The sequence below is a fragment of the Amycolatopsis sp. NPDC005232 genome (assembly GCF_040607795.1).
Lineage (GTDB): Bacteria > Actinomycetota > Actinomycetes > Mycobacteriales > Pseudonocardiaceae > Amycolatopsis.
Genome location: NZ_JBEXHL010000012.1, coordinates 208873 through 231413 on the forward strand (window position 1 = coordinate 208873; position 22541 = coordinate 231413).

General features: G+C 72.3%; 18 protein-coding genes and 2 pseudogenes. 11 read left to right on the top strand and 9 right to left on the bottom strand.

Annotated elements, in window-relative coordinates; translation table 11 throughout:
• The first annotated feature begins 8 nt into the window (after positions 1-8).
• The 5 genes and pseudogenes from ABZU76_RS23895 to ABZU76_RS23915 all read left to right on the top strand — a co-directional run.
• Positions 9-932 (top strand): 2Fe-2S iron-sulfur cluster-binding protein, encoded by a 924-nt coding sequence (locus tag ABZU76_RS23895; protein WP_354873201.1) that lies wholly within the window; start codon positions 9-11, stop codon positions 930-932.
• 130 nt (positions 933-1062) lie between these two features.
• The gene (locus tag ABZU76_RS23900) at positions 1063-2145 is read left to right on the top strand and encodes an acyl-CoA dehydrogenase family protein (RefSeq protein ID WP_354873203.1); all 1083 of its coding nucleotides are present in this window, start codon (positions 1063-1065) and stop codon (positions 2143-2145) included.
• A gap of 170 nt (positions 2146-2315) precedes the next feature.
• Positions 2316-3143 carry a TIM barrel protein gene (locus ABZU76_RS23905; protein WP_354873205.1) on the top strand — a complete coding sequence of 276 codons (828 nt, stop codon included), beginning with the start codon at positions 2316-2318 and terminating at the stop codon, positions 3141-3143.
• On the top strand, positions 3140-4018 hold the full coding sequence (locus ABZU76_RS23910) for a 2-hydroxy-3-oxopropionate reductase (RefSeq protein ID WP_354873207.1): 879 nt from the start codon (positions 3140-3142) through the stop codon (positions 4016-4018). The genes ABZU76_RS23905 and ABZU76_RS23910 overlap by 4 nt, the downstream gene beginning before the upstream one ends.
• A 153-nt stretch (positions 4019-4171) precedes the next feature.
• Positions 4172-4339 (top strand): annotated as a pseudogene (locus ABZU76_RS23915) (glyoxylate carboligase); the annotation flags it as partial.
• Between the two features lie 65 nt (positions 4340-4404).
• Here ABZU76_RS23915 and ABZU76_RS23920 read toward each other — a convergent pair.
• On the bottom strand, positions 4405-5217 hold the full coding sequence (locus tag ABZU76_RS23920; protein ID WP_354873209.1) for a helix-turn-helix transcriptional regulator: 813 nt from the start codon (positions 5215-5217) through the stop codon (positions 4405-4407).
• A gap of 10 nt (positions 5218-5227) precedes the next feature.
• Complete coding sequence (locus ABZU76_RS23925; protein WP_354873211.1) at positions 5228-5857, bottom strand: hypothetical protein; 630 nt, start codon at positions 5855-5857, stop codon at positions 5228-5230.
• 572 nt (positions 5858-6429) lie between these two features.
• Here ABZU76_RS23925 and ABZU76_RS23930 point away from each other — a divergent pair.
• Positions 6430-7017 (top strand): annotated as a pseudogene (locus ABZU76_RS23930) (cobalt transporter).
• A 184-nt stretch (positions 7018-7201) separates the two neighbouring features.
• On the opposite strand, the gene ABZU76_RS23935 reads toward ABZU76_RS23930, so the two are convergent.
• On the bottom strand, positions 7202-8206 hold the full coding sequence (locus ABZU76_RS23935) for a cation diffusion facilitator family transporter (RefSeq protein WP_354873213.1): 1005 nt from the start codon (positions 8204-8206) through the stop codon (positions 7202-7204).
• A 67-nt stretch (positions 8207-8273) separates the two neighbouring features.
• Here ABZU76_RS23935 and ABZU76_RS23940 point away from each other — a divergent pair, with 67 nt between their 5' ends.
• Complete coding sequence (locus ABZU76_RS23940; protein WP_354873215.1) at positions 8274-8636, top strand: metalloregulator ArsR/SmtB family transcription factor; 363 nt, start codon at positions 8274-8276, stop codon at positions 8634-8636.
• A gap of 65 nt (positions 8637-8701) precedes the next feature.
• A complete protein-coding gene (locus ABZU76_RS23945) occupies positions 8702-9199 on the top strand; it encodes a MarR family transcriptional regulator (protein ID WP_354873217.1) in 498 nt (165 codons plus the stop codon).
• Between the two features lie 332 nt (positions 9200-9531).
• On the opposite strand, the gene ABZU76_RS23950 is transcribed toward ABZU76_RS23945, so the two are convergent.
• Positions 9532-10011 (bottom strand): single-stranded DNA-binding protein, encoded by a 480-nt coding sequence (locus tag ABZU76_RS23950; RefSeq protein ID WP_354873219.1) that lies wholly within the window; start codon positions 10009-10011, stop codon positions 9532-9534.
• A gap of 195 nt (positions 10012-10206) precedes the next feature.
• Between ABZU76_RS23950 and ABZU76_RS23955 the strand changes: the two genes are divergently transcribed.
• Positions 10207-12417: a glycoside hydrolase family 15 protein gene (locus ABZU76_RS23955; protein WP_354873221.1), complete on the top strand. Its 2211-nt coding sequence runs from the start codon at positions 10207-10209 to the stop codon at positions 12415-12417.
• Positions 12418-12629: 212 nt separating this feature from the next.
• Here ABZU76_RS23955 and ABZU76_RS23960 read toward each other — a convergent pair whose 3' ends face one another.
• A complete protein-coding gene (locus tag ABZU76_RS23960) occupies positions 12630-13457 on the bottom strand; it encodes an SDR family oxidoreductase (RefSeq protein ID WP_354873223.1) in 828 nt (275 codons plus the stop codon).
• A 91-nt stretch (positions 13458-13548) separates the two neighbouring features.
• Here ABZU76_RS23960 and ABZU76_RS23965 point away from each other — a divergent pair, with 91 nt between their 5' ends.
• On the top strand, positions 13549-14421 hold the full coding sequence (locus ABZU76_RS23965) for a helix-turn-helix transcriptional regulator (RefSeq protein WP_354873226.1): 873 nt from the start codon (positions 13549-13551) through the stop codon (positions 14419-14421).
• Here ABZU76_RS23965 and ABZU76_RS23970 read toward each other — a convergent pair.
• The gene (locus tag ABZU76_RS23970) at positions 14354-15223 is read right to left on the bottom strand and encodes a hypothetical protein (protein ID WP_354873228.1); all 870 of its coding nucleotides are present in this window, start codon (positions 15221-15223) and stop codon (positions 14354-14356) included. The genes ABZU76_RS23965 and ABZU76_RS23970 overlap by 68 nt on opposite strands.
• Positions 15220-16221, bottom strand: coding sequence for an SPFH domain-containing protein (locus ABZU76_RS23975; RefSeq protein WP_354873230.1), 1002 nt, complete (start codon positions 16219-16221; stop codon positions 15220-15222). Before ABZU76_RS23975 ends, ABZU76_RS23970 begins: the two co-directional genes overlap by 4 nt.
• An 82-nt stretch (positions 16222-16303) precedes the next feature.
• Here ABZU76_RS23975 and ABZU76_RS23980 point away from each other — a divergent pair, with 82 nt between their 5' ends.
• Entirely contained in the window at positions 16304-16990 is a 687-nt protein-coding gene (locus ABZU76_RS23980; RefSeq protein ID WP_354873232.1) for an NUDIX domain-containing protein, read from the top strand.
• A gap of 3 nt (positions 16991-16993) precedes the next feature.
• Here the strand turns inward: ABZU76_RS23980 and ABZU76_RS23985 are convergent, their stop codons facing one another.
• Both ABZU76_RS23985 and ABZU76_RS23990 read right to left on the bottom strand, forming a co-directional pair.
• On the bottom strand, positions 16994-19675 hold the full coding sequence (locus tag ABZU76_RS23985) for a glycoside hydrolase family 38 C-terminal domain-containing protein (protein ID WP_354873234.1): 2682 nt from the start codon (positions 19673-19675) through the stop codon (positions 16994-16996).
• The gene (locus ABZU76_RS23990; protein WP_354873236.1) at positions 19672-22533 is read right to left on the bottom strand and encodes a glycoside hydrolase family 2 TIM barrel-domain containing protein; all 2862 of its coding nucleotides are present in this window, start codon (positions 22531-22533) and stop codon (positions 19672-19674) included. The genes ABZU76_RS23985 and ABZU76_RS23990 overlap by 4 nt, the downstream gene beginning before the upstream one ends.
• Positions 22534-22541 lie beyond the last annotated feature (8 nt).

Sequence of the window (22541 nt, forward strand, 5' to 3'; positions counted from 1 at the left end):
GAGGAGCCATGACGATCGTCGAACTGGGACTGCCGAAGCGTCTCGTCGAGTTCACTGTGGATGGTCAGACCGTCAGCGTGCCCGAAGGCGCGACGATTCTCGACGCCTGCTCGGCAGTGGGGAAGGAGATCCCCACGCTGTGCTACGGCGACACGCTCAAGCCCGCCAACGCGTGCCGCGTGTGCATGGTGGAGGTCGAGGGCTCGCGGACCCTGGTGCCTTCGTGCTCGCGCAAGGCGGAGCCGGGCATGGTCGTGCACACGGATTCCGAGCGCACGCGGACCAGCCGCAAGGTGGTGCTGGAACTGCTCGGGTCGGCGACGGACCTGTCGACCACGCCCGGCGTCGCCGAATGGATGGCGGAGGCGGGCGCCGACCCCGAGCGGTTCGGCCCGCCGGCGCCGCCTTCCGACGATCGCGACGACGCGCTGCCGGGCGAGCACGAGCCCGTCGACGGCCTGACCGCGGCCACCGTGCGTCAGCCGGTCAAGGTGGACAACGCGCTCTACGTGCGGGACTACGGCAAGTGCATCCTGTGCTACAAGTGCGTGGACGCGTGCGGTGACCAGTGGCAGAACTCGTTCGCGATCTCCGTGGCCGGGCGCGGGTTCGGTGCGCGGATCTCCACGGAGTTCTCGACGCCGCTGCCCGACAGCGCGTGTGTCTACTGTGGAAACTGCGTCGAGGTCTGTCCCACGGGCGCGCTCAGCTTCAAGGCCGAGCACGACAAACGCGAGGACGGCACCTGGGACGAGTCCGCCCAGACGGAAACCACGACCGTGTGCACGTTCTGCGGGGTCGGCTGCAACCTCACGCTGCACGTGCAGGACAACGAGATCGTGAAGGTCACCAGCCCGCACGACAGCTCCGTGACCCACGGAAACCTCTGCATCAAGGGCCGCTTCGGCTGGCAGCACGTGCAGAACACCTGAGGGCGGTCCCGTACCGCCTTCCCATGGACCCGCCGTCTCCCGTCCCGGCCGCCTTCACCGCGGACGTGCGGGGACGGCGGGTCCCGCGCGCTCTTTTCCTCGCGGCAAACCCCGAACGAAGGGGGCAATGGTGCCTTCTGTCGAAGAAATCTCCCGGACCGTGGCCGCAACCGTCGCGCCGGCCGCGGCCGAGGCCGACCGGCTCGCGCGGTTCCCACGAGCGGCGGTGGCCGCGTTGAGCCGCAAGGGTGTGCTCGCGATGACGGCGTCGCGGCGCCTCGGCGGCGGTGGCCACGGGCTGGCGGAAGCCGCGCGGGTGGTCGAAGTGGTGGCGCGTTCGTGCGCGAGCACGGCCACGGTGCTGCGTTCGCACTTCGCGGCCGTCGCGGTGCTGGAGGCGCACGCCGACCAGTCCGTGCGCGGGGACCTCGCCGCGGGCCGCCACCTCAGCACGCTGGCGCTGTCCGACGCGGTGCCGGGCAGCCGACTGCTCGCGCCCGACGGCGTGGCCAGTGCCCACGGCGGGGTCGTCGACCTGGCGGGCCGGAAGGCGGGTGTGATCGCGGCGGGCGAGGCCGACAGCTACGTGTGGTCGACCCGGCCGGCGAGCGGCCGGGGCGCCGCGACGCTCTGGTTCGTGCCCGGTCACGCGCCGGGCTTGTTCGTGCCCGCTTCGGGCGGCGGCCTGGGGTTGCGGGCGTCCGCGGCCACCACGGTGTGCGCGGATCCCGTGCAGCTGCCGGAAAACACGGTGCTCGGGCGCGACGGCGACGGCGCTGAAGTGATACTGGATCTGGCGCTGCCGTGGTTTCTCGGCCTCGGCGCGGCCGTCGCGCTGGGGCTCGCGGAGGCGTCGATCGAGCGGGTCGCCGCGGGTGGTACGGGCGCGGCGCGCACGGAACTGGCCCGGATGCGCCTGCGGGCTTCGGCCGTGCGGGTGCTGGCCGCTGACGCGTTCGCGACGTACAGCTGGGACCCCGCCCACGCGTTGGCGACGTTCTTCCACCTCTGGCTGTCCGTGGGGGAAGCCGTCACGGCCATCACCGAGGCGGCGCTGCGGTTGTCCTCGGCCTACCCCGGCGACGCCGTGCTCGAACGGTGCTTCCGCGACGCACGGGCGCACTGCGCGCTGGAGCCGACCGTCGACACCGTGGTGGACCTCGCGGCCCGTGCCGACGGTGCCGCGGTGCCGCAACTGCACTCGGCCCTCTAATTGCGTGCTCTTTAACTGCGTGCCCTCTAGCCGTGTGCGCTCGGGGGCGTGCGCTCTAATCCGTGGCCGTTGACCGCGTACCCGTCGGGCGGCTAGTCTCGATATACGGAAGAAAGCTTCCGCGATGCGAAATGAAGAGGTCAGAGCAATCCGATGAGCCGAGGTATCCGATGACCGGTCCCGCCGGGGTGCGGCACTCGCTGCCCTACACCGCCAACCTGTCGATCCTGTTCACCGAGCTCCCGCTGCTCGAGCGCGCGCAGGCCGCTCGGGCAGCGGGCTTCACCGCCGTCGAGTACTGGTGGCCGTTCGACAGCGCCGACCCGCGGCCGGTCGAGGTCGAGAAGTTCGTGCGCTCCATCGAGCAGGCCGGCGTGCGGCTGACCGGGCTCAACCTGTACGCGGGCGACATGGCCGCGGGCGAGCGCGGGCTCGTGTCGTGGGTCGGGCGCGAGGCCGAGTTCGCGGTGAGCCTGACGATCGCGATCGGGATCGCGGACCGGCTCGGCTGCCGCAGCTTCAACGCGCTGTACGGCAACCGGATCGACGGCGTCGCACCGTCCGAACAGGACTCGCTGGCGCTGGAGCACCTGGCCACGGCTGCGGAGGCGGCGGGCAAGATCGGGGCTCAGATCGTGCTCGAGCCGCTGTCGGGTACGCCGGCGTACCCACTGAAAACGGCGGCCGACGCCGTCGCGGTGGCCGACCGGCTGGGGCTGGACAACGTGCTGCTGCTCGCGGACCTCTACCACCTGGCGATGAACGGCGACGACCTCGACTCCGTGATCGCCGGGTACACCCCGCGCACCGGGCACGTGCAGATCGCCGACGCGCCGGGCCGGCACCAGCCGGGCACGGGGGAGCTGGACCTCGAGGGACACCTGGAAAAGCTGGAGGCGGCGGGCTACCGCGGACACGTGGGGATCGAGTACAAACCGGACGGTCCCACGCTCGCGTCGCTGGCCTGGCTGCCGGAAGAGCGAAGGGGAGACAAATGAGCAAGGTGGGATTCATCGGCCTGGGCGTGATGGGCACGCCGATGGCCGCGCACCTGGCCGGTGCGGGACACGACGTGAGCGGTTTCGACCTGAGCGCCGACGCGCTGGCGAAGCTGACCGCCGCGGGCGGGCGCGCGGCGTCCGACGTGGCCGATGCGGTGGCCGAGGCGGACGTGGTCGTCACGATGCTGCCCGACCACCCGCAGGTCGAGCAGGTGGTGCTGGCGGCGGGCGGGGTCCTCGACGTCGTCAAGCCGGGCACGCTGCTGGCCGACATGAGCACCATCCGGCCGGAGACGTCGATCGCCGTGGCGAAGGCCGGTAGCGCCAAGAGGATCCGGGTGCTCGACGCGCCGGTCTCCGGCGGCCAGGCGGGCGCGGAGCAGGCCGCACTGTCCATCATGGTCGGTGGCGAGGCCGGGGACTTCGAGGCGGCCAAGCCGATCTTCGAGGTGCTCGGCAAGACGATCGTCCACGTGGGACCCCACGGCGCCGGCCAGGTCGTGAAGGCGGCCAACCAGCTGGTGGTCGGCGGCATCTACGGGCTGGTCGCCGAGGCGATCGTGCTGCTCGAAGCGTCCGGGGTGGACGCCGGCACCGGGCTCGACGTGCTGGCGGGCGGGCTCGCCGGCAGCCGGATCCTGGAGCTCAAGCGCAAGTCGATGGTCGCGCGGCAGTTCCAGCCGGGCTTCCGGATCGACCTGCACCACAAGGACATGGGCATCGCGCTCGCGGCCGCGCGCCAGGCCGACGTCGCCCTGCCGCTGACCGGGCTGGTCGCCCAGCTCGTGGCCGCAGGGCGCGCGATGGGTCACGGCTCGCTGGACCACTCGGCGCTGCTGAAGGTCGTCGAAGAGCTCTCCGGACGCGACTGACGAGGAGAGCTGACGATGGCCCGAGTCCCCGCCACGCAAGCGGTCGCCGAGGAGGGCACCACGCACACGGCCGGGTGGTCGCGCACGACGGGTAACGTCGGCGTTGCCTCCGGCTCCCCAGCGCGACAACGTGAAGATCATTCCGGCCCCCGCGGCTGCTCCGGCACCCGTGTGGTCGACCCAAGCGAGATCCGGCTGTCGCTGGAGTGGGCTCGTACGGAAGCTGAGTGCACGCGCCGGCCGGTGCTCGTCGAGATCGTGATCGAGCGTGAGGCGAGCGCGGCGATGGGCGCGGCGCTCGGCGCAGTGAAGGTGTTCGAGAGCGCGAGCTGTGCTTCTGCCGCGGGCGGGTCCGGGTGTGCGGGACCCGCCTGCGGCAGTGCCTTCTACTTGCTGTCGACGAGGTTGGCCAGCGACGCGAGTGTTTCGGCGTGGCGGCTGCCCGGGACGGCGTGGAAGACCACCAGCGACAGCGCTTCCGGGCCGGGGAGGGTGAGCTTGTCGCTGTGCAGGTCGAGGGGGCCGGCGGCCGGGTGGCGGAAGCGGGCGAGGTGGCCCGTGCGGGGCTTGATGTCGTGGCGGGACCACAGTTCGCGGAAGCGCTCGCTCTTCGCGGAGAGCTCGGTGACGAGTTCGGTGGCGGCGGGGTCGCCGACGTCACGGCCGAGCGAGGCGCGCAGGCCTCCCACGCCGTCGGCGGTCATCTCGTCCCAGTCCACGCGGAAATCCTGCTCGGCGGGGTCGAGAAACACCGCGCGCAGGAGGTTGTGGCCGGGCGCGTAGTGGGGCGAGAGCGCGGTGGCGATGGCGTTGGCGGCGAGGACGTTGGTGAGGCGGTCCTGCACGTACGCGGGCGTGGTCGGCCAGGTGCCGATCAGCTCGGCGATGCTCGCTGGCACCACCGGCGCCGGCCCTGCGGCCGTGGCGGGCGCAGGGGCGGTGAGGCTGTGGAGGTGGTTCGTGGCGTCGTCGTCGAGGTCCAGCACGCGAGCCAGCGCGTCGAGGACCTGCGCGGACGGGTTCTGGTCGCGGCCCTGCTCGAGGCGCATGTAGTAGTCGCTGCTGATCCCGGCCAGCAGCGCCAGCTCCTCGCGGCGCAGGCCGCGCACGCGCCGACGCCCGCCGGCGGGCAGGCCGACGTCTTCGGGCGACACGAGCTGGCGCCGCGCCCGGAGGTAGTCGCCGAGGAGGTTGTCCACGCCCGACAGTCTACGAGAGCGCGGCCAGGAGTCCGAAGTAGACGGCGCCGCCCACCACCACGCCCACGAAGACGCCGCTGGTCACCTCGGCCGTCGTGTGGTCACCCAGCTCCACGCGCGACCACGCGACCCACAGCACGAACGGCATCAGCAGGAGCAGCCACGGCCCGTACACCCACACGAGCATCACCGTCGCGCCCGCGGCGACCTCGGCGTGGATGGAGATCTTGAACTTCAGCCCGAACGTGATCGCCACCGCCACCACGAGGCACGCCAGCTCGGTCGCCGTGAGCGCGATCAGTTCTTCAGGTGCCCCACCGACGATCAGCGCCACGAACCCCGCCGCCAGCGAGGCCAGGCACACCGCGAGCGGCACCACCCGACCCGCCCGGTTGGTCACGTGGTGCGAGTCCCACTTCCCGCGCCGCGCCCCGCGCACGATGACGGCCATGGGAATCAGCGACCCCGTGACTCCCACGACGAGCCCCCACAGAACCGTCGCCCCGACCCGGTGGCCGGTCACCTCCCACGCCACCGCGAGCGGCAACCCCAGCACCCACACCCACGGCGCCAACACCTCCGTCGCGACGCGCGCCGCGCCCCGCCGAACCCCACTGGACGCCGAGACGGTCGAGGACATCGGTCTCCTTGCGTTGGGGATCCGCGGGTTCCGCGGGCAGCCTAGAGATCTTACGGCGTTCCGCGTTGGCCTTTGCGGAGGTCTTCGGTTCAGGGTCTGTCAAAGAGATCGTACTTTTCAGCGCGCATGCGGAGCTGTGAAAACCCGCTAACCAGCCCTCGCCCGAGCTGGCCGCGTCCCGACAGACCCGACGCCGTGCCGCATCCTCATCGCCGTCCTGACGGCGTCGCCTGCCCGGCGCGCTTAGCCGAGACGCACGGGCTGAGCAGGCCCGACGAGCCGCGGCTCGCGCCGGCGGCTGTCGAGGCAGTCGGGTGCTATTCGGCTGGTCTTCCGCTGCGCCGGAGGCTTCAGCCAAGCGGCAACGCGTGGTTGAGGGTCGGTTGTGGGCGACGACCTACTCGGCACGGAGGTGGCGTGATGAGTCACGAGGCGCGGGTCGAACCCACGATTGCCGACGAATGGTGCGGCGGGGCCGATTGCTGTGCGCCCGAGCCGGCGTCCTCGGCGATCGGCGGCGGTTTCGGGGAGCGGGGGCGCGTGTTCGCGCGCCGGGCGCGGTGGCTTGGCCGATGGCGCACAACGTGGTCGCCGCCGTGGTCGCGCGGGAGGCGGCGGGCTCGGGTGCGCTGATGGCGTTCGGGCTGGGATTCAGTGGTGGAGGCGGCGGTGGCATGGCAGTTCGTCCGGAACGGCGGGAGCCGGCGACGCTGAAGGCGATCGGTGTGTCGTTCTTCGCGTTGGCGGCGTACGTCGTGGCCGACGCCGTGGGGCGCTGGTGTGGGGGCGCGAGGCGGGGCGCTCGACCGTCGGGATAGTGCTGGTCGCGATGTCGCCGGCAGTGATCCCGGTGCTGTCGGGCGCGCAAGACAGGGCCGGCCGCGAGCTCGGCTCCGGGCTGGTCGCGGTGTCGCCGACAAGTGATGCCGGGGGTGTCGGGCGCGCAGCGCAGCGCCGGCCGCGAGCTCGGCTCCGCGAGCGCCGTGGCCGACTCCGAGCAGACCCTGCTGTGCCCTTACCGCTCGGCGGTGTTGCCGGCCGGGCTGCCGCTCAACACGCTGTTCGGCTGGTACTGAGCCGATCCGGTCGTCGCGCTGGTCATCGCGGTGGTCGCGGTGCCGGAGGGCCGCGAGGCCTGGCGCGGGCCGCACTGCTGTTGAGTGTGCGCCAGCCCGCGGTCGCGGCCGAGCCACCACTGCAACCCCCGCAGCACCACCGCGAACGCGATGAACACGCCCACCAGCAGCACCGAACCGTCGAGATCACTCACCGCACGCCCTCTTCCCACGCATCACCCTGACGAACCCCAGCGTGCGGCGCCGCCGCTCGGCTTGCCTCCGGCGCTCACGCTTCCTTGACGCCCGCGGGAACGACGTTGACGTCACGCGCCGGGTGCGCGTGGATCAACGCCCGCGCGAGCCGCGGCAAGGCCGTCGCCATGCGCTGCTCGGCGGTGTGCGCGATGCCGTGCGCCTCGGCCAGCGTGCGGCCGGGGTCGACCGACACCTCTGCCTCGGCCGCGAGGGTGTGGCCGATCCAGCGCAGCCGGATCACGTCGACGCCGAGCACGCCGGGCGTCTCGGCGAGCGCGTGCTCGGCGTCGTCCACCAGGTGCGGGTCGACGGCGTCGAGCAGCCGGCCGAACACCTCGCGCGCGGCGTCGCGCAGCACCAGCACGATCGCCACCGTGATGAGCAGGCCCACCACCGGATCGGCCCACGTCCAGCCGACGAGTGCCCCGCCCGCCGCGAGCACTACGGCGAGGCTGGCGAACCCGTCGGTCCGCGCGTGGAGCCCGTCCGCGACGAGCGCCGCCGACCCGATCTGCCGCCCGACGCGGATGCGGAAGCGCGCGACGAGCTCGTTGCCCACGAAACCGATCACGCCGGCGAGCGCCACCCACCCGGCGCCCGTCATCGGGCGCGGGTTCAGCAGACGGTCGATCGCCTCGTATCCCGCGAGCGCCGCGGACCCGGCCATCACCACCAGGATCACCAGGCCGGCGAGATCTTCGGCGCGCCCGAGCCCGTGCGTGAAGCGGCGCGTCGCCTGCCTCCGCGCGAGCAAGAACGCGACCGCGAGCGGCGCCGCGGTCAGCGCGTCGGCGAAGTTGTGCAACGTGTCGCCGAGCAGTGCGACCGACCCGGTGAACCCGACCACCACAAGCTGGGCGACCGCCGTCGCCAGCAGCCCGGCGAACGACAGCCACAACGCGCGCATCCCGGAGCGGCTCGCCTCGAGCGTGTCGTCGACGAGCTCAGCCGACTCGTGGCTGTGCGGTTTCAGGGCGTGCCTGAGCCGGGTCCAGTGCCCGTGGCCGTGCCCATGCCCGTGTCCTGCGCTTTCCATGTCCGGAACGGTAGCAGAACGAATGAAGATATGTTCATGTCTCCTGCGGTGTTCTAGTCTCCTCTCCATGGGACACGGGGTCGAAGGGCGCCGCCGCCCCGCGGGACCGCTCGACGCGACCACCGCGGCCGCGGTGGCCACCACGCTGCAGGCGCTCGCGACCCCGAGCCGCTTGCTGATCCTCAGCGCGCTGCGCGAACAGCCTCTCGCTGTCGGCGACCTGGTGGCCGCGGTCGGGATGGAGCAGTCGGCCGTGTCGCACCAGCTGCGGCTGTTGCGCAACCTCGGGCTGGTCGTGGGCACCCGCAACGGCCGCAGCATCGTCTACAGCCTGCACGACAGCCACGTCGCCCAGCTGCTCGACGAAGCCGTCTACCACAGCGAACACCTGCGGCTCGGGGTCGCGGACCGCGCGGGCGAAGCCGGGTAGGTCGCGCCGGATTCGGGGTGTGTCTCGGGCGGTGGGTGCTCCCTTCGTTCGCCTAGACTTCAGGTGTGAGTGAGTCTTGCGATGCCGTCGACGAGGTCATCGCGCAGTGGCGGCAGGAACGGCCGGACCTGGACCTGTCCGCCATGGACGTGTTCGGCCGGCTCGCCCAGCTGACCCGGCTGGTCGAGTCCGCGGTGGAGCGCGTGTTCACCGAGCACGGCCTGCGCCCCGGCGAGTTCGACGTGCTCGCCGCGCTGCGCCGCACCGGCTCGCCCTACACGCTCACCCCCTCCGAGCTCTCGGCCGCGCTGATGACCTCCCGCGCCGGCATGACCAACCGCCTCGACCGCCTGGAGGCAGCGGGGTACGTCGAGCGCAGCCTCGACCCGGCCGACCGCCGCAGCTTCCGCATCACCCTCACCCCCGCCGGCCGCGACGTCATCGACGCGACCCTCACCGACCACGCCGCGGGTCTCGCGAAACTCCTTTCTTCGGCCACCAGCCCCGACGACGCGGCGAGATTGAGCCGCATCCTCAAGGCCATGCTCGCCGAACTCGGCTGACGCTCGGCAGGCGACACCCTGATTCGTCCTTTGTGGACGGACACGGGGAGGTCGGACCTCTGCCACCAGCGACGACGGTGGCGAGGCGACCGCCGCGAACTGGCCGCAGTGCCGCCGCGACAACTGGCACGGCGTTCCGACGCGGCGGCCACCAGGCGGGCTCGACCGCCGTGCCGGCGGCGCTGATGGCCATCCGCGCCATCCCGTGCCGACGGACAAGTGACAACGGTGCAGGCCGCCGCGACTGCAGTGGACCGAGTGCCATCAGTTGGCCGCTGCGCTTTCGCGACGGCCAGTAGTGGGCGTGCTTCACCGTGCGCCGGCGGGCAAAGTCAGAACGGCGGATCCCCCGCACCCGCCGCGGCCGGCATCCCGGCGGCGGCCTGGGACCACGGGCTGTCGGAACCGCCCGAACTCTCCGGGGAATCACCAGCAGGCGGCCCGGAACGGTTGGCGCGGTTGACTTTCGCCGTGGCGTAGCGCAGGGAGGGGCCGATTTCGTCGACCTGGAGTTCCACGACAGTGCGGCGTTCGCCTTCCTTGGTGTCGTAGGAGCGTTGGGTGAGGCGGCCCTGGACGATGACGCGCGCGCCGCGGGTGAGGGATTCCGCGGCGTTTTCCGCGGGCTGGCGCCAGAGTGCGCAGCGTAAGAAGAGGGCTTCCCCGTCTTTCCATTCGCCGGAGGCGCGGTCGAAGGTGCGCGGGGTGGACGCGACGGTGAAGTTGGCGACTGCGGCGCCGGACGGGGTGAAGCGCAGTTCCGGGTCGGACGTGAGGTTGCCGACGATGGTGACGACCGTGTCTCCGGCCATGGTGTTCTCCTCGGGTTCCGGCGGCGCCCCGGGGTGGGGGCCGCTTCCGGGATTCAGGAGACCATCCGGGTACGACAGTTTCTCCGACCGTGGCCGTCACCCCATCAGGTGGTGTGTCGGAACCCTTCCTTCGGCCGTGGCCGGATCGGCGCCGCCACGGCACGATGGGCGGCCGAGGCTGCGGAGAGGGAGCGGATGAGGACCTGGAAGAAGGCGCGTGCGGGAGTGCTGGCGCTGGCGTTGGTGGCGGGCATCGCGGCAACCCCCGCGAGTGGCACCGCGACCGACTGCTGCGGTGGCCCCTCGTCCTGGACCACCGGGGACAAGTCCGCACTCGGCACCTCGGCGACGACGCAGAGTCCCGTCTGGTTCACCGTCGCGAACGGCGTGACGTCCGAGGTCTTCTACCCGCGCGTGGACGTCCCCGAGACGCAGGACATGCAGTACGTGATCACCGACGGCTCCTCCTTCGTCGACCTCGAACGCGACGCCACGAACCACGTCGTCTCGATGCCCGACGAGAAGTCCCTCGAATACACCGTCACCAACACCGCGAAGAGCGGCCGCTACCGCATCACGACCACGTATGTCACCGACCCGGCCCGCGCGACGCTCGTGACCCGCACGCGGTTCCAGTCGCTCGACGGTGGCACGTATCGGCTTTACCTGCTCGCCAACCCGTCCATGGCGGGTGGCGCGGGCGGGGACACGGCGTCGTGGGACGGCAGTGGGCTTGTGGCGAGTGGCACGGAGAACCTCTTCGGCACGACGACCACCATTGTGTCCTCGCTGCGGGTGTCGACCGGCTTTTCCGCGCACGACAACGGATACTCCGGCGCCGCCAGCGACTGTCTCGTCGACTTGCGCGCCGATCATGCGCTGGACAATGGGTTCGACTCCGTCTCCGGCGCCGGCAACGTCGTCCAGTGTGGACAGATTCCGGTCGGCGCGGACACGACCTTCACCGCCGCCCTCGGGTACGGCTCGACCGCACAAGCCGCGACGAGTGCCGCAACCGGTTCACTGACCGTGGGGTTCGGCTCGCTGGAATCCGGCTACCGCACGGGCTGGAACTCCTACGTCGGCAGCCTCAAGGCCGCGCCCGTCAGCGTCTCGGGGGATCAGCAGCGGCGCCGCGCGTATTACGTCGCCGCGATGGCATTGCACGCGGCCGAGGACAAGACGTTCCGCGGAGCCAGCGTGGCCGGGCTCGCGACGCCGTGGGGCGACGTCGTCAACGGCGACAGTCTCGGCGACGGTTACCACCGCGTGTGGGGCCGGGACCTCTACCAACAGGCCACCGGTCTCCTGGCCGCCGGCGACACCGCGCAGCCGAAACGCATGGCACAGTTCCTGTGGGGCTCGCAATGGATCGGCTCGCCGACCGCCGGCGACGGCACGACGTACCCGGCCGGCGCCTTCCCGCGCTACAGCCCCGTGAGCGGCGTTGCCGGCGCCAGTGCTCAGCAGCTCGGGTGTTGCGAGCAGCTCGACCAGGACGCCGACGCGATCGTGCTCGCCTGGCTGACCGGTCTCACCGACGCCGCCACGTACGCGAAGGTCAAGGTCACCGCCGAGCACCTGCGCACGAGCGGTCCCGCCACGACCGAACGCTGGGAAGAGCAGTACGGCCGGTCGCCGTCGTCGATCGCCGCGGAGATCGCGGGACTCGTGACGGCCGGCGCGATCGCCCGCGCGAACGGCGACACCGCGAGCGCCACCACGTGGGAGTCCACAGCGGACTCCTGGCGGGCGTCGCTCGACACGTGGACTGTGACGAAGTCCGGTTTCTGGGGCGGCCACACGTACTACGAACGGCTCGACAAGGGCACCGACCCCGACGACGGCGGCCAGATCTGCTTCGACGAAGGCTGTTTCTACGAGCACGACGTGGTCGACTTCGGCTTCCTCGACCTCGTGCGGCTCGGCGTGCGCGCGCCGTCCGACCCGACGATCGCCGCCTCGATCGCCCCGACGGCCGCCGCGTCGGACGGCAACGCGCCGATGCAGGTGACCCTGCCCGACGGGGACGTCTACTTCCACCGCTACCCGCACGACAGCTACGGCGAAAGCACCTCCGCCTGCACCGGCTGGCCCGCCGGCGGCCCGCAACGCTTCGGGCGGCTGTGGCCCGTGCTGTCCGGCGAACGCGGCGAGTACGAGCTCGCCAACGGCCGCTCGGCCGCGGTCTACCTCAAGTCCATGGCCGACGCCGCCAACGACGGCTACTTCATCCCCGAGCAGGTGTGGGACCGTTCGAGCGGCTGTTTCGCCCTCGGCCGTCCGACGGGCAGCGCCGCGCCCTTGATGTGGGCCGAGGGCCAGTACCTGCGGCTGGCGCAGAGCATGGACGCGGGCCACAACCTCGACACGCCTTCGGTGGTGAAGGACCGCTACGGCAGTTGAGGCCCGCCGAAAGAGGCGGTGGCTCGCGGAAGGCGCGAGTGGCGCAGATGACGCGGAGCCTGGCATCGGCCGCTGATGCGCGGCTCGTACGCGACCGATGGCGGAGGTCCGGCAAAACGCGGCCGGCGTCGAGCATCGAGGGCCGGCCACACCTCACGCGTCTTCGGTGGTGAAGCGCCGGCACCGAGGGTGAGGCGGTGACACCGGAATGCCTACAGGTCCGTCGAGAACGCCACGCTCTTCTGCTCCCGCACCTCCGCGAGCCGTGCCTCCAGCGCGTCCGTGATCGCCGTCCACGCGTCGCTGCCCAGGACCAGGCGACGGGGCGCCGGGGTCTGGTCCACGGTGGCGATCATGGCCGCCGCCATGCGGGCGGGGTCGCCGATGGCGAGGCTGGTGCGTTCCTCCAGGACCTGGCGGATGCGGGACGCCGGGGACACCGCGTAGGCGTCGATCTTGGGCGCCAGCTGCGAGTTGCCGTAGCGGAACTCGGTGCGGGCGCCACCTGGTTCGACGAGGGTGACGCCGATGCCGAAGGGCGCGACTTCGTCGGCGAGGGCGTCGGCGAAGCCTTCGATGCCCCACTTCGTCGCGTGGTAGAGGGAGCCACCCGGCCAGGCGACCTGGCCGCCGACCGAGGAGAGCTGCAGGATGCGGCCGCCGCCGTCGGCGCGGAGGTGGCTCACAGCGGCGCGGATGAGCTGGATGGAGCCCAGCAGGTTGGTGTCGAGCTGGTGGCGCACCTGCTCGTCGGTGAGCTCCTCGGCGGCGCCCATCAGGCCGTAGCCGGCGTTGCTGACCACGACGTCCAGGCGCCCGAAGTGGGCGTGCGCGGCGTCGACGGCCGGGCGGATGGCAGCGGTGTCGGTCATCTCCAGCAGGGAGACGTGGAACGCGGAGCCGTACGACTCGACGAGGTCGGCCACCGAGTCGAGGCGGCGGACGGTGCCCGCGACGCGGTCGCCGGCGGAAAGCAGCTGTTCGGCGAGGTGCCGGCCGAAGCCGGTGCTCACGCCCGTGATGAACCAGGTTCGTGTCATGCCTCCAGCCTGGGCCGCCACAACACGACCAACCAGTCCCCGCCGACAGGGGTGCCGGCAGGGCCACCTTCGGCGAATTATCGTGGGGAACATGGCGGGAAACGTGATCGGCGAGTACCTGCGCGCGCGGCGCGAGCAGGTGCGGCCGGAGGACGTCGGGATCACCGTGAACGGCCACCGGCGCGTGCCGGGTCTGCGGCGTGACGAGCTGGCGATGCTCGCGGGCATCAGCACGGAGTACTACACGCGGCTGGAGCAGGGCCGGGATCGCCACCCGTCGGCGCAGGTGCTCGACGCCGTGGCGCGCGGCCTGCGCCTCGACCGCGAGGCGACCGCGTACCTGCACGACCTCGCCGACCCCGCGCCACGCCGTCGCCGCGCTCCGGAGAGCCAGGAGAACGTCCGGGCCAGCGTCGCGCGGCTGATCGCGTCGTGGGAACAGACGCCGGCGTACGTGCAGGGCCGCTACCTCGACGTCCTCGCCGCCAACCCGATCGCCGCCGCGTTGTCGCCCGTGTACACACCGGGCACCAACCTGCTGCGCGCCGTCCTCCTCGACCCCGCCGCGCAGGAGTTCTTCACCGGGTGGGAGGCGCGGGTGGGCGGTCTCGTCGCGAGCTTGCGCGCCGCCGGCGAGCCGGATGATCCGCGGCTGGTCGGGCTGGTCGCGGAGCTGTCGGAGGAGAGCGAGCTGTTCCGCCGCCTCTGGCCCCGCCACGACGTGCGCCCGCAGCCGGGCGGCGGGACCCACCACCTGTGCCACCCGCGGGTCGGCGAGCTGGAGCTGCAGTACGACAAGTTCGCGGTCAGCGGCGCCGAAGACCAGCTGATGGTGATCTACCACGCCGAGCCGGGCACGCGGTCGGCCGAGGCGCTCCGGAAGTTGTCTGAGGGCCTCAGCGGACCAGGTGGAACGCCCGAGCCGCAGGGGCGAACGTCACCGACTGCCCGCGCGTCACGGTGACCGCGTCGTTCTCGAGGCCGTCGCCGAACGCGCTGAGGTGATCGGACTCGACGTCGATCGTCAGTGCCGACGTCGTGAGCTCGCCCTCGGTGAGCGAGGTCCCGGTCGTGGGGGAGGGCCACGCTTCCCGGACGAACCACACGAGCCGGCGTTCGTCGGCGGCCGGCAGGCGCAGCGGGCTGTGCCGTTCCTGCCAGACCGACCGGCACCAGCCCGTGGCACCGGTGCCGGTGCCGACCAGCAGGCCCGAGGACGCCTGCCGCTCGGGGCCGAGGCGGTAACGCGCGGTCTGGTGGCTCGGGTGGCCGAAGTAGATCTCGTTGAGCGCCAAGAGCTTCTGGCCGTCGTCGGCGGTCAGTTCGACCATCGTGCGGGGATCGACGGAGTCCAGCGAGCGCAGCAGGTCCGCCGTGGCCTCGGCCGGGTGGCGCACCAGGACGCCCGGCTCACCGGGCGTGACGCCGACGACGGGCTGGCCCGCCAGGTACTTCGCGACGTTCGCGACGAGCCCGTCCTGCCCGACGACGAGCACCACGTCCTCCGGTGTGAACAGGAAGCGCGACAGGTCCGCTCGCTCGACGCTGCCGCGGCGCCAGTCGAGGGGGATGGCGGCCGACACCGCAGTCAGCGCCCGCCGCAGCGCCGCGTCCTGCTCCACCAGGTCACCCAGGGAACGGTCGTCGAGCGAACGGTCGCGCGTGGCCAGGAAGAACTTCGCCTGGCCGAGCGTGCCGTGGCGGGCGAGCAGCTCGTCGAGCTCGGTGCGCCGGTGCACCACCACGGCCCGCGGGGCGAGGCTCACGACCCGATCCCCAGCCGGGCCAGCAGCGGGGCGATCAGGTCCGGCGTGAGCACGAGGCTGTCGATCTTCGGCAGGTTGGCGGCCAGCTCCTTCACGGCCAACGCCCGCAGCACCGGCTCCGGCAGGTCGCGGTACGCGGCGAGCCTCGCGGCCTCGCCGGCCGCCTCCGCTTCGCCGAGCGTGCGCGTGGCCTCGGCCTTCACGTGCGCAAGCCGCGTCTCCCGGCTCGCGCGCGCCTCGGTCTCGATGTGGTCGGCCGCCGCGGCTTCTTCGGCCTGACGCCGGGTGTTGGCGCCTCGCTGGGCGAGCAGTTGCTCCTCGCGCCGGGCGAGCTCGATCTTGTTCTGCAGCTCGTTCTCGCCGATCGCGCGCTCGCGTTCCACGGCCAGCGCGCGCCGCTCGTAGGTCGCGCGGTCGGCTTCCTGCTGCACCTTCTCTCGCGCGGTCGTCTGCAGCGCCTTCTCGACCTCCGGCTCGGCTCGGATCGCGACGACACGCACGTCGAGCACGGCAGAACCCGTCTGCGCGAGCCGTGTGTCTTCCTCGGCCAGCCCCGCGCGGATGCGGTCGCGCACGGCGCCGACACCGTCCACAAGCGCCTCCGCGAGCGGCGTGCGGGTGAGCACGTCGAGGGCGTACTGCTGCACGTTTTCCGTGAGCAGCCCGCTGATCTGCGCCAGCGGGTCGCCGCGCCAACGGCCCGTGTCCGGGTCGACGGAGAAGTCGAGGCGCTGGGCGGCGAGCGCAGGGTCGACCACGCGGAACGTGAGCGCGAGCTGCACCGTCACGTCCTGGAAGTCGGCCGTGCGCGCGTGGAAGAGCAGCGGCAGCTCGCGGTCGTCCACCGGGATCTCCGACAGGGCCGCCGCCAGCGGCCGGTACCAGAACGACAGCCCGGTGCCGTCGTGCACGAGCTTGCCGCCGCGCAGGTGCCGGATGTGCGCGGTCGGCACACCCCGCAGGTGCCGGAACCCGAACCGGCGCTTGATGTCCACCATGGGGACTCCTTATCGTCGCTGTGACGATATTGGTTCGGCGGTCTTTTCGTCAAGCTGACGATTACGGTGTAGTGTGCGACACATGGAGGAGTTCCCGCCCAGCGCGGTCACCGTGGACCTCGTCGTGCTCACGATCACGGGGGAGCAGCTCTGCGTGCTGCTGGTGCGGCGGGGGATCGAGCCCTTCCGCGACGCCTGGGCGCTGCCCGGCGGCTTCGTCCTCGCCGACGAGGACCTCGACACCGCGGCGCGGCGCGAGCTGGCGGAGGAGACGGGCCTGGCTGCCGGCACCGTCCACATCGAACAGCTCGCGGGCTATGGCGACCCGGGCCGCGACCCGCGGCTGCGCGTGGTGACCATCGCCTACCTGGCGCTCGCGCCCGACCTGCCGGTGCCGCAGGCCGGCACGGACGCGGCCGAGGCGCGCTGGACCCCCGTCGCGAGCCTCGACCCGGCGACGCTCGCCTTCGACCACGCGAAGATCTTCACCGACGGCCTCGAACGGGCTCGTGCGAAACTCGAGTACACCCCGCTCGCCGCGGCGTTCTGCCCGCCCGAGTTCACGGTCGCCGAGCTGCGCCGCGTCTACGAGCTGGTGTGGGACGCGCGGCTGGACCCGCGCAACTTCCACCGCAAGGTCACGGGCGCCGAAGGACTGCTCGAACCCGTCGGCACCACCACGACCCGCGACGGCGGCCGCCCCGCCCGGCTGTACCGGAGGGGGCCGGCCGAGCTGCTGTCGCCGCCGATGCTGCGTACCCGCGGTTGAGGTTCAGGACAGGTGGAGTGTCGCGATTTCCCACGGTCGCAGGGAAAGCCGCAGCTCTCCGTCGGTCACCGGCACGGTTTCGCCGGGCTTGCCGAGCAGATCCACTCGCTGTGCCGAGGTGAAGGATCCGCGCACCACGGCGGCGGCCGCCTCAGGGGACTGGGCCACCAGTCGCACCTCCAGCGTGCCCTCGCGACGCCGCAAGCTGGTGAGCACCGCGCCCTCGGCCGTGAGCCCGTGCCGGGACGCGGGCGGCGCGTCGACCGGGCCCGTACCGAGGGTGGCGTGCAGAGGATGGCGGTAGCGCTCGGCGGCGTCGAGCAGGCTGCCGGCGCGCCAGTCGCCCTTGTGCGGGAGGACGGCGAGCTGCACGGTGGTGGTGCCGATCTGCTGGGCGAGCGGCGTCGGGATCTGCGGGCCGGCGGGCTCCTCGCGGTACGGGTGGACGTTGCGGCTGAGCCGGCCGCTCGTGCGCAGCACGGTGAGGGCGAGCGCGTCGTCGAGCAGTTCGTACTCGCACGCCTGCGTCAGCAGCAGTCCGGCGCCGCCGGCGTCGGCGAAGCCGTGGGCCGGGAACGTCGGGATCGGGTACTCGCTGAAGCCGCCCTCGGCTGTGCGCCCGCGTTCGACGACGGCGAACTGGCCCTCGGCGTGCGAGGTCTGTGCGGCGCGGGCGAGCGGGACGTGGAATCGCACGCGGTGGTCACGTGAGGCGTTGTCGATCGTGAGGTCGAGGCGGACGAATGGTTCACCCGCGCGCAGTTCGACGGCCATCGTCACCGTGCCACGAGAAGTCGACGGGCTGCGCCGATCGCCCGCCCAGTCCATCTCCGCCGGCCACGAGTACGTCCGCTCGACGGTGAACGTCGTGCGCAGCGGCCCCTCGACGCCCGGTGTCACCCGCACCGAGTCCGGCCGGGTGACCACGGTGTCCGTGCCGGGTGGGGCGTAGTTGTAGGAATCCCCGCGATCACCGCCGTCGACGATCCGGCCGACGCCGTCGAGGACAGTGCCGTCGGCCGCGGCGATCCGCAGTGTGCCGTCGTCGCGCACCTCGACCGTCACGAGGCCGTTGCTCAGCGACGGGCCGGCGACGACCGGCGCGGTGACCGAAACAGAGCCCGGCACCACGCGAGCGGTCGTCCAGCCGAGGGCCGGAACGTCGACCAACGCGGTCACCGTCCGCTGCTCTGCCTGAAGGATGCGGATCGTCCACGCACCCGTCGCGCCGGTCACCGCCGCTCGCACGGCTTCGACGTCGAACGGTTCCTCGCCGCCGTGGCACGCGACGGAGAACTCCAGCAGCCGCGCCGAAGGTTCGCACCGCCAGCCGGTGATCTCCTTGCCGAACAGCTCACGCCCGTGGATGCGCGGCAGGAACAGCGGCAGGTCGAGGCCCGCGGCTGCTTCCTCGTGCAGCAACTGTCCGCTGCGCGCCTCCACCTGCGCGGGCAGGCGCGTGCCGTCGGGCAGCTCCAGCGCGACCTCGGCCCACGGCGCTTCCACGTCCAGCGTCACCAGGTCGCGGCGCGCCGCGGGCGTCGGGTTGAGCACCAGCAGCGAATCCCGCGCCACGGAGCGCGCGAGCCGGCCGGCCACGCGGTCGCGCACGGCCTGCCCGAGGTGGCCCGCCTCGCTGATCCGGGCGAACACCTGCGTCGCCGTCTCGTCGACCCCGCAGCCGGTCACGGAGTCGTGCCCCGACGCGTCGACCAGCCGCCACCACGCCAGGTCCAGGAACCGCTGCGGCCACTCGGCCGAGAACAGTGCGGCGAACGGCTCTGCATAACGCTCCACGAGCCGCTCCGCCCGCGCCATCGCCTGCTTGAGCTGCGGGCGCACCGAAAGGACACCCGGCAGGATGTTGGCCGCCGCGTGGCTGCGCAGCTCACCCTGCACCACGGGCAGCGAAGGGTCCGTGGCGTCGCGCGCGCCGACGTACTCGGCCAGCGTGTTGATCCGCACGTCGACCGACGCCGGGTCGAGCCCGGCGACGAGCTTCACCAGCGAGCCGACGGGCGCGGAGTGGTCGGTGCCGTACATCGCGAGCACGGGGTCGGCGCCGAACGAGGGCCGCAGCCGCCGCCCGAGCTCGGCCATGCGGGAGGCGAAGAAGCCGGGGTCGGAGAACACGTAGGCCGCGTTGCCGTAACCGCCGGCCAGGTACTCCACGCGCACGGAGCTGCCGTCCGGCGCCGTCCAGCGGAACGCGTGACCTTCCACTCCGGACGGAACCCCGCGCCACACGCACGCGTGCTCGAACCCGGCGGCCGCCAGGATCTGCGGCATCTGCGCGCAGTGGCCGAACTCGTCGGGCAGGTAGCCCACCCGCATCGCGCCGCCGAGCTCGGTGGCGCGCGCCCAGCCGAGCTCCAGGTTGCGCACGATGTTCTCGCCCGAGACGAGGAACTCGTCGAGCAGGATCTGCCACGGCCCCACCGCGAGCTGCCCGGACGCGACCAGCGCGGCCACCCGGTCGCGGTTCTCGCCGCGCACCTCCAGGTAGTCGTCGACGGCCGCCATCTGCCCGTCGAGCGTGAACCGGAACCGCGGGTCGGCCTCGGCGCGATCGAGGACTTCGTCGAGCAGGTCGACCAGGCGCAGGCGGAACCGCTGGAACGGCTCGTACCACTCACGGTCCCAGTGCGTGTGCGGGACGAGGCGGACCTCGGGCGCACCGGTCATCGGGCGGCTCCTTCGGGCGTGATCGGGGAGAACGTGAGCGTGAGGCTCGCCTTCCGGGCGTGCAGGCGGTAGCGCGGAAGCACGCCTGGCCCGCAGGAAGCGGTGCCGAGTCCGTGCTGGGCCAAGTCGAGGTTGAGGTGCACGAGCTCACCCGGAACCAGGTCGACGGTGTGGCGAGCGGCGTCGAGGTCCTCCGAAGTCCAGCGCCGCGCGGTGAAGTCGAACACCGGCTCGCCCTCGATCCGGATCCCGGCGCCGCCCGCGGATGTCAGGCGCAGCCAGCGGGCGTCGGCGCGGTTGCCGTTCTCCTGCGGGTACACGTACGGCGTCTGCAAAGCGTCCACAGTGGAGGCGAACCGGCCGATCCGCGCCGCCTGGCGGCTGTCGGCGTAGGCCTCGCCCGGGCCGGCGCCGAACCACTCGACGCCGCCGAACGCGCCCGGCACCGCCATCCGCAGGCCGAGGCGGGGGAGCGTGCAGGGCCACTCGCCGTCCGGCTCCAGCTCGACGCGCAGGCGCAGGCGGTCGCCGTCGGCGGTCCAGTGGTACTCGGCGAGCATGCCGAACCCGAGCCCGGGCGGCGCGACCCGCGTCCGCACGACGAGAGCCGACGCTCGTCCGTCCACTTCGGTCACGCGGTGCTGCAGCCGGTGCAGGCCCGCGGCCCGCCACTGCGTGGCTTCGGGCTCGTCGGAACCCCGGTCGTTGTCGGTCGGCGCGCGCCACAGGTCCAGTCGCGGCCCCTCGACGCGGTGGCCGCCGAACGCGACGAGCCGGCCGGTGGCGGCGTCGAACGCGCCGGGCCCGAGCCGCAGGAGCCCCCGTTCACGCAGCAGCGGCACCCCCACCGCGGGAGGCACGGGGTCGGCCGCGGGTGTCACGGGCAGCTGTCCCCACGCCACGACGTGGCCCGCGGACGCCCAGCCGGTGTCGGCAGCCAGCACCGCTCGCATGGTGAGCACGCCTTCTCCCGAGGCGTCGGGCAGCCGGGGGAGCGGCACGTCGAGGCTCTGCCCGGGGTGGACCTCGGGCACGGCCAGCTCGCCGGCCGCCACCTCGACGCCGTCGTCCTCGAAACTCCAGCGGAACACCAGGTGCGCCGACCCGACCACGTCGTAGTGGTTCGAGATCCGCACCCCCTCGGCGCTCGCGTCGATCCGCACCGGCTCGAAGACCTTCGCGAACTCGGCCAGCGCGGGCGAGGGCGTGCGGTCGGGGCGGACCAGGCCGTCGATCACGAAGTTGCCGTCGTGGATCTGCTCGCCGAAGTCGCCGCCGTACGCGAAGTACTCGCGGCCTCCGGCGTCGCGCTGGGCAAGCCCGTGGTCGAGCCACTCCCACACGAACCCGCCTTGCACGTGCGGGTACCGCTCGAACAGCTCGCGGTACTCCAGCAGCCCGCCCGGCCCGTTGCCCATCGCGTGCGCGAACTCGCACAGCAGGAACGGCAGCGCCCGGCGGCGTTCGTTGGCGTCGTCGCGGCGGCCGATCCGGTCGACCTCCGCGTGGTCGGCGTACATGCGGCTGTATACGTCCACGTACTCGCACTCGAAGTCGCCTTCGTAGTGCACCGGCCGCGACGGATCGCGCTCCCGCGTCCACGCTGCCGTCGCGGCGAGGTTCCGGCCGGTGTGGGCCTCGTTGCCGAGCGACCACAGCACGATCGACGGGTGGTTCTTGTCGCGCTCGACGGTGCGGCGCATGCGGTCGAGGTAGGCCTCGCCCCAGCGCGGGTCGTCACTCGGGTTGCCCGCCCAGCCCAGGTCGCCGAAGCCGTGGGTCTCGAGGTCGCACTCGTCGATCACCCACAGGCCGTGGGTGTCGCACAGCTCGAGGAAGTACGGGTCCGGCGGGTAGTGGCTGGTGCGCACCGCGTTCACGTTGTGGCGCTTCATGAGCAGCACGTCGGCCAGCGCGAACTCGCGCGGCAGCGCGCGGCCGAACCGCGGGTGATGCTCGTGCCGGTTGACTCCGCGGAACAGCACCCGCCGGCCGTTCACCTTGAGCAGGCCGTCCTCGATCACCACGGTGCGGAACCCGATCCGCACCGGCACGCGTTCGGCCGCGGTGTGCACCTCACCGTGGTAGAGCCGCGGCGATTCGGCGCTCCACGGCTCCACGGCGATTTCCACCGGCGAGCCGGCCGGCAGGTTCTCGACGCCGAGCTCGGGCACGCTCAGCAGCACGCCCTCAACCGCGGTGACCGAGAGCGTGCCGAGGCCGCTGACGTGGTCGTAATCGGTGCGCAGTTGGTAGTCCTCGACGCCACCCGCCGGGCGCGAGAGCAGCGTGACCGCGCGGAAGATGCCCGAGAGCCACCACATGTCCTGGTCCTCGAGGTAGCTGCCCGAGGACCACTGGTGCACGCGCACGGCCAGCACGTTTCCGCGCGTACGCAGCAGGTGACTCACCGCGAACTCGGTCGGCAGCCGGCTGCCGCGCGTGACGCCGAGCTCCTCGCCGTTGAGCCACACCTTCGCGCACGAGTCGACGCCGTCGAAGCGCAGCACCGCCGGCTCGTCCGGCCAGCCGGCCGGCAGATCGAACGTGAGGCGGTGATCCCCCGTCGGGTTGCCCGAAGGCACCAGCGGCGGCTGCACCGGGAACGGGTAGTGCACGTTGGTGTAGGCCGGTTTCCCGTGGCCCTGCAGCTGCCAGTGACCCGGCACCGTGAGGGTGTCCCAGCCGCTGTCGTCGAAGTCGTCGCGCGCGATCCCTTCGGGCGCGGCCGCCGCAGAGGGCGAGAGGCGGAACCGCCACGTCCCGGCCAGGCTCACCGACCGCGCGTCCGAAGAGAACGCGGCGCGGGCCGGCAGCGAGCCGTGGCCGGGGGCGGGGTCTTCGACGTACGACGACATGGATTCCT

What these genes read in the sequence shown, in the direction of transcription:
- ABZU76_RS23895 (WP_354873201.1), top strand. Translation starts at nt 9, where the DNA reads ATGACGATCGTCGAACTGGGACTGCCGAAGCGTCTCGTCGAGTTCACT.
- ABZU76_RS23905 (WP_354873205.1), top strand. Translation starts at nt 2,316, where the DNA reads ATGACCGGTCCCGCCGGGGTGCGGCACTCGCTGCCCTACACCGCCAAC.
- ABZU76_RS23910 (WP_354873207.1), top strand. Translation starts at nt 3,140, where the DNA reads ATGAGCAAGGTGGGATTCATCGGCCTGGGCGTGATGGGCACGCCGATG.
- ABZU76_RS23925 (WP_354873211.1), bottom strand. Translation starts at nt 5,857, where the DNA reads ATGTCCTCGACCGTCTCGGCGTCCAGTGGGGTTCGGCGGGGCGCGGCG.
- ABZU76_RS23935 (WP_354873213.1), bottom strand. Translation starts at nt 8,206, where the DNA reads ATGGAAAGCGCAGGACACGGGCATGGGCACGGCCACGGGCACTGGACC.
- ABZU76_RS23940 (WP_354873215.1), top strand. Translation starts at nt 8,274, where the DNA reads ATGGGACACGGGGTCGAAGGGCGCCGCCGCCCCGCGGGACCGCTCGAC.
- ABZU76_RS23950 (WP_354873219.1), bottom strand. Translation starts at nt 10,011, where the DNA reads ATGGCCGGAGACACGGTCGTCACCATCGTCGGCAACCTCACGTCCGAC.
- ABZU76_RS23955 (WP_354873221.1), top strand. Translation starts at nt 10,207, where the DNA reads ATGAGGACCTGGAAGAAGGCGCGTGCGGGAGTGCTGGCGCTGGCGTTG.
- ABZU76_RS23960 (WP_354873223.1), bottom strand. Translation starts at nt 13,457, where the DNA reads ATGACACGAACCTGGTTCATCACGGGCGTGAGCACCGGCTTCGGCCGG.
- ABZU76_RS23965 (WP_354873226.1), top strand. Translation starts at nt 13,549, where the DNA reads ATGGCGGGAAACGTGATCGGCGAGTACCTGCGCGCGCGGCGCGAGCAG.
- ABZU76_RS23975 (WP_354873230.1), bottom strand. Translation starts at nt 16,221, where the DNA reads ATGGTGGACATCAAGCGCCGGTTCGGGTTCCGGCACCTGCGGGGTGTG.
- ABZU76_RS23980 (WP_354873232.1), top strand. Translation starts at nt 16,304, where the DNA reads ATGGAGGAGTTCCCGCCCAGCGCGGTCACCGTGGACCTCGTCGTGCTC.
- ABZU76_RS23985 (WP_354873234.1), bottom strand. Translation starts at nt 19,675, where the DNA reads ATGACCGGTGCGCCCGAGGTCCGCCTCGTCCCGCACACGCACTGGGAC.
- ABZU76_RS23990 (WP_354873236.1), bottom strand. Translation starts at nt 22,533, where the DNA reads ATGTCGTCGTACGTCGAAGACCCCGCCCCCGGCCACGGCTCGCTGCCG.